We start from the raw sequence: 3,980 nt of genomic DNA, 5'->3' as shown, positions 1-3,980 counted from the left end.
TGCGTATCCAAGACCATTCGAACTGCTTATCCCAATCGTAAGGGTATCGAATGAACTCGGGCTGTTGGGTGTAGTCGTGGTAGAACGTGCTTGAGAACCAGTTAATCATCAGTTTCTTGCCGCCCAGCGAAATCACACCCGTGTCGCGGTCATCGAGCGGGGAGTCATTAATTACCCGTGGGTGGGTCCAAGTGCGGCCTTCGTCATAGCTCATGCTGATCACACTTCGGCCATACGGGCAAACATGGGCGTGACGAAAGCCTGAAGCGGTAGCAATAAGCGTCCCGTCATCCATCCGAGCCACAGTCGGCCAACCAAAATAGCCGAAATAATCATTCGCCAGACTGCAAACAACCCCATGTTCGGCTTCAACTTTTTGGTTGATCTGTGTTGTTTTCACTATCTCAGTTCCACTCATCAAGATAATGTAATTTTACATGCTATAGACTCAAATAGAAAAGCCCCACGGGCAATTTGCCCGAGGGGCTTGAGTGATGTGTTTATTATAAAGCTTCTAGGGGCAAGCCAAGTGCTTGGATTTGCATGATTATGCGCTTGCGGTCTGCTTCACTTAGATCGAGTAAGGGTAGACGGACTGAGCCGCTGGGGATGCCGCGAGCTTCTAATAGCGCTTTCACTCCTGCAGGGACGGGATATTCATCGAGTACACGAAGGAATTGATCGAGGCGGATTTGTGCAGTATCGAGATCGCCTCCCATTTTATGCGCTCGCCAAATACCGGTTACTAACTCAGGATAGGTGTTAGAGGGGCCGGAAATTGCGCCTACAGCGCCCATTCGATAGGCTTCAGAATGGAAATAATCGTTGCCGACAAACCAGGCTAACTCTGGGAATTTCTGTCGATATAGCTGCGCAAACTCAATCTGTCCGGTGCTGTCTTTTATGCCTAATAGGTTTGGATATTCGAGCAATGGCCGAACAACCCCCTCAGTGATGGGCACGCATGAGATGCCGGGGATGTTATAGAGTAATACGGGCAGTTCGGTCACATCGAATAGCTTCGCATAATAGGCGGCAACCCCCACGTCGGGGACGTTTTTGAAGAAGTAGGGTGGGATTACCAAAGCTGCATCAAAGCCAAGTTTGCTTGCAAAACGGGTTAAGTGGACGGTTTCGGCGAAATTGGAGCACCCGGAGCCTGCAATTAATTTAAGTTTGCCTCTTTGTTGAGCCGCTAGCTCGAAAAGGCGTTTTCTTTCCTCCGTAGAGATCGAGCCGCCCTCGCCATAGGTTCCGCTAACGACTACACCGGAAACTCCGCCTGCTTCTTGAAACGCCAATAGGCGTGCAAATGATGCTTCGTCAATTTCTCCTGTAGGTAGAAACGGAGTGACGATCGCAGTGAAAACACCTTCTAATACCGACATTTTATGCCCCTTCTCTGGCCTCCGCTCTTAAAAAGAGTTTTAGCGCATCTTTTGTGTCGCCCAACAGTTCAACAAAGTTGAGCGCGTATTCATACTTATTTTCGCATTTGATGTCGCCTAAACGCACTACCTCTGCAAGAGCGCGAAACGGGCGTTGGTTGGGCAAGGTGCCTTCGACATGGACGAGCCAGTTCAAACCCAATTGGATCTCCGTAAGGAACCTCGCTCCAGTGATACCGATGTCAACAATCATTCCACTGCTTTTCGTGAATCTGGATGCGGATTCCAATTCCTCGGTAGATACAATTATGATAGGCATCGCTGTTCGAACTCTGGGCGAACGACGTCGTTCAAGTTTTTGCCATCTGGGTACATTAAGCTCTAAATACATCCCATCATGTTTCGGAGAGCATTCAGTCACCGATGCATCCGCGCGATAATTCACTGACTTGCGTTGAGCAAGAAGGACTAAGGGGAAACCATTCGTAAATTTAGGAACCCCATTATTGGGCGGTGTTAAGATGCGAACGATAAACGGCTCAAGGCGTTCGATACGGCCAACAGCCGTGAAGGTACTGCTATTTTGTCCAGAAGCGGCGACTAGCAAGTTGTCGCCTTCTTGTAAGTAAACTTTCACTTCTTCACCTGATAATTATCGATATACAAGTTATATTGTCGGGCAGTCAAGTGAAAGCCTGTAATCAAATTAGGAATTAGTCACAGCTTTACGTCGTTTGAGAAGCTGCATCGCCGAAGATAGCTCTTCCATCTTCATCAACCGCGCCATTAGCAGGAAGATCAGTGTTCCAAGTCCGCCGGATATTAGTAGGACAAAAACTGAAACAAAGAATGGCGTCAAGTGCCTGTGTTCAGCCAAGTGAAGGATTTGGCCGCGGGTGTAGTAACAAAAAACTGCCATCACAGCGCCGGCCACAAGTGTTTTGGAAAAGCCGAGCATAAGATTTCCGATTCCGACACCTCCGATTTTGCGATTAAATGCCCATATAAGCCACACAGCCTGAATGACTGCAGCGATTGAAGTGGCGAACGCTAGACCGGAGTGGTCCATCCATTGGGCTAGGTAATAGCTCAAAGGGAAGAAAAGAATGGTCGTGATGGTGCCGATAATGACAGGCGTTTTGGTGTCCTGAACGGCATAGAAGCTGCGTTGAATAATTGCCAGTAATGACCAAGCGGAAATCCCAACGCAGTAATAGATTAAGGCGATGGCTGTCATCGAAGAGTCGGCTGATTTGAACTTTCCATGCTCAAAAAGCACTCTTACAATATCTAACGAAAAGATGATCAGAGCGATAGAGACAGGTATGGTTAAGAAGAAAACATTGCGAAGCGCTCGGCTCAAGGTGCTTTTATAAGCAGTGAAGTTTTGCTGGGCTGCCAGTAAGCTTAAAGTTGGAAACACAGCAATCGCTAGGGACTGACCAAAGATGCCGAGCGGAGCTTGCATTAATCTATTTGCCTGGTCAAGGGCTGAGATTGAACCAGGCTTTAGGTATGAGGCGTGAAAACCGTTAATAAGACCATAAATGCCGGGCAGTGATAGCCCCAAAATGACTGGAAGCATGAGTTGTCCTACTCGTTTAACCCCCGGATGGTGTATATCGAGGCTCCAGCGGTAGTGAATGCCAAGCTTGCGTAGCGCAATCAACGGTATGACAAGGTTGCCGATAAGTGCGCCAACAAGTGCGCCGATGGCAAACCCTGTGATGCCTGCATTAGCAAACCGCGCTAGTAGAATACCGCCGATAATAATTCCGAGATTGTAAACATTCGGCCCCAAAGCGGGTATCAGAAAGTGTTGCCGGGTGTATAAAGTGGCGAACATTAAAGCCCCAAGGAAGAAGGCAAACTGACTTGGTAGAACAATCCGTGTTAAGAATGCCGTCTGATCGAGCTGTTGGGGTGTAAGTCCATTTCGCAAGATACCTACTAAAGGCCGCGCGAATATCTCGCATAAAATGATGACCACAACTAATACGATAGCCATCACTGTCGCAACGACCGAGAACACCTTCCAGGCCTCTTCATCTTCCCCTTTGCTTAGATAAGATGAGAAGACGGGGATAAACGAGGAGGACAGTGCACCGCCTGCTATAAGGAAGAAGAGAACATCCGGCAGGGCAAAGGCTGAGCGGTATACATCGGTATTAGCGTTAAGGCCGAAAAGAGCGGAAATAACCGTATCACGAAATTGCCCGAGCACACGGCTTAACAAGATCGCAGCCATCATAATCAACGACGCTTTCGCAACTGTGCGGTCGCGGTTTGATAATTGTGTGGGTTCAGGTGCATTTGTCTCGGTAACATCCGCAACTGACGGAATCCCGATTGGCGTCTGGTCTGTGTCTGATGGCTTCATTTTAGTGAGTAAAGATTACCCGTGCAACCCCCCGAAGCGCAACAATCTTAGATGCAACGTACCTTTACCCATAAACATACTAAATAGTGAAAGAACAACTCAGGCTTCCAATCCCTCTATCAACGCTGCGGCTAGGAGGCAGAGTTCTTGGGTGGATTGGTCGGTATGGGCATACTCGGTGAGGAGTTGGAGGGGGGCGTGGTTGGGCAGGC

4 protein-coding genes are annotated in these 3,980 nt (G+C 48.6%); all 4 read right to left on the bottom strand.

Annotated features, from left to right (window positions below):
• Positions 1–400: sialidase family protein (locus WCO51_10555; protein MEI6513698.1), on the bottom strand; the 400-nt coding region annotated here is incomplete at its 3' end.
• A 103-nt stretch (positions 401–503) separates the two neighbouring features.
• A complete protein-coding gene (locus WCO51_10550) occupies positions 504–1,388 on the bottom strand; it encodes a dihydrodipicolinate synthase family protein (protein ID MEI6513697.1) in 885 nt (294 codons plus the stop codon).
• A gap of 1 nt (position 1,389) precedes the next feature.
• The gene (locus WCO51_10545) at positions 1,390–2,025 is read right to left on the bottom strand and encodes a PilZ domain-containing protein (GenBank protein ID MEI6513696.1); all 636 of its coding nucleotides are present in this window, start codon (positions 2,023–2,025) and stop codon (positions 1,390–1,392) included.
• Between the two features lie 69 nt (positions 2,026–2,094).
• Positions 2,095–3,768 carry a murein biosynthesis integral membrane protein MurJ gene (gene murJ, locus WCO51_10540; protein ID MEI6513695.1) on the bottom strand — a complete coding sequence of 558 codons (1,674 nt, stop codon included), beginning with the start codon at positions 3,766–3,768 and terminating at the stop codon, positions 2,095–2,097.
• Positions 3,769–3,980 lie beyond the last annotated feature (212 nt).

It is taken from the genome of bacterium, from assembly GCA_037131655.1.
In the GTDB taxonomy this organism is placed as follows: Bacteria; Armatimonadota; Fimbriimonadia; order Fimbriimonadales; family JBAXQP01; genus JBAXQP01.
Note: the sequence above shows the minus strand (reverse complement) of the source record. Positions and strands in the feature narration are given on the sequence as shown.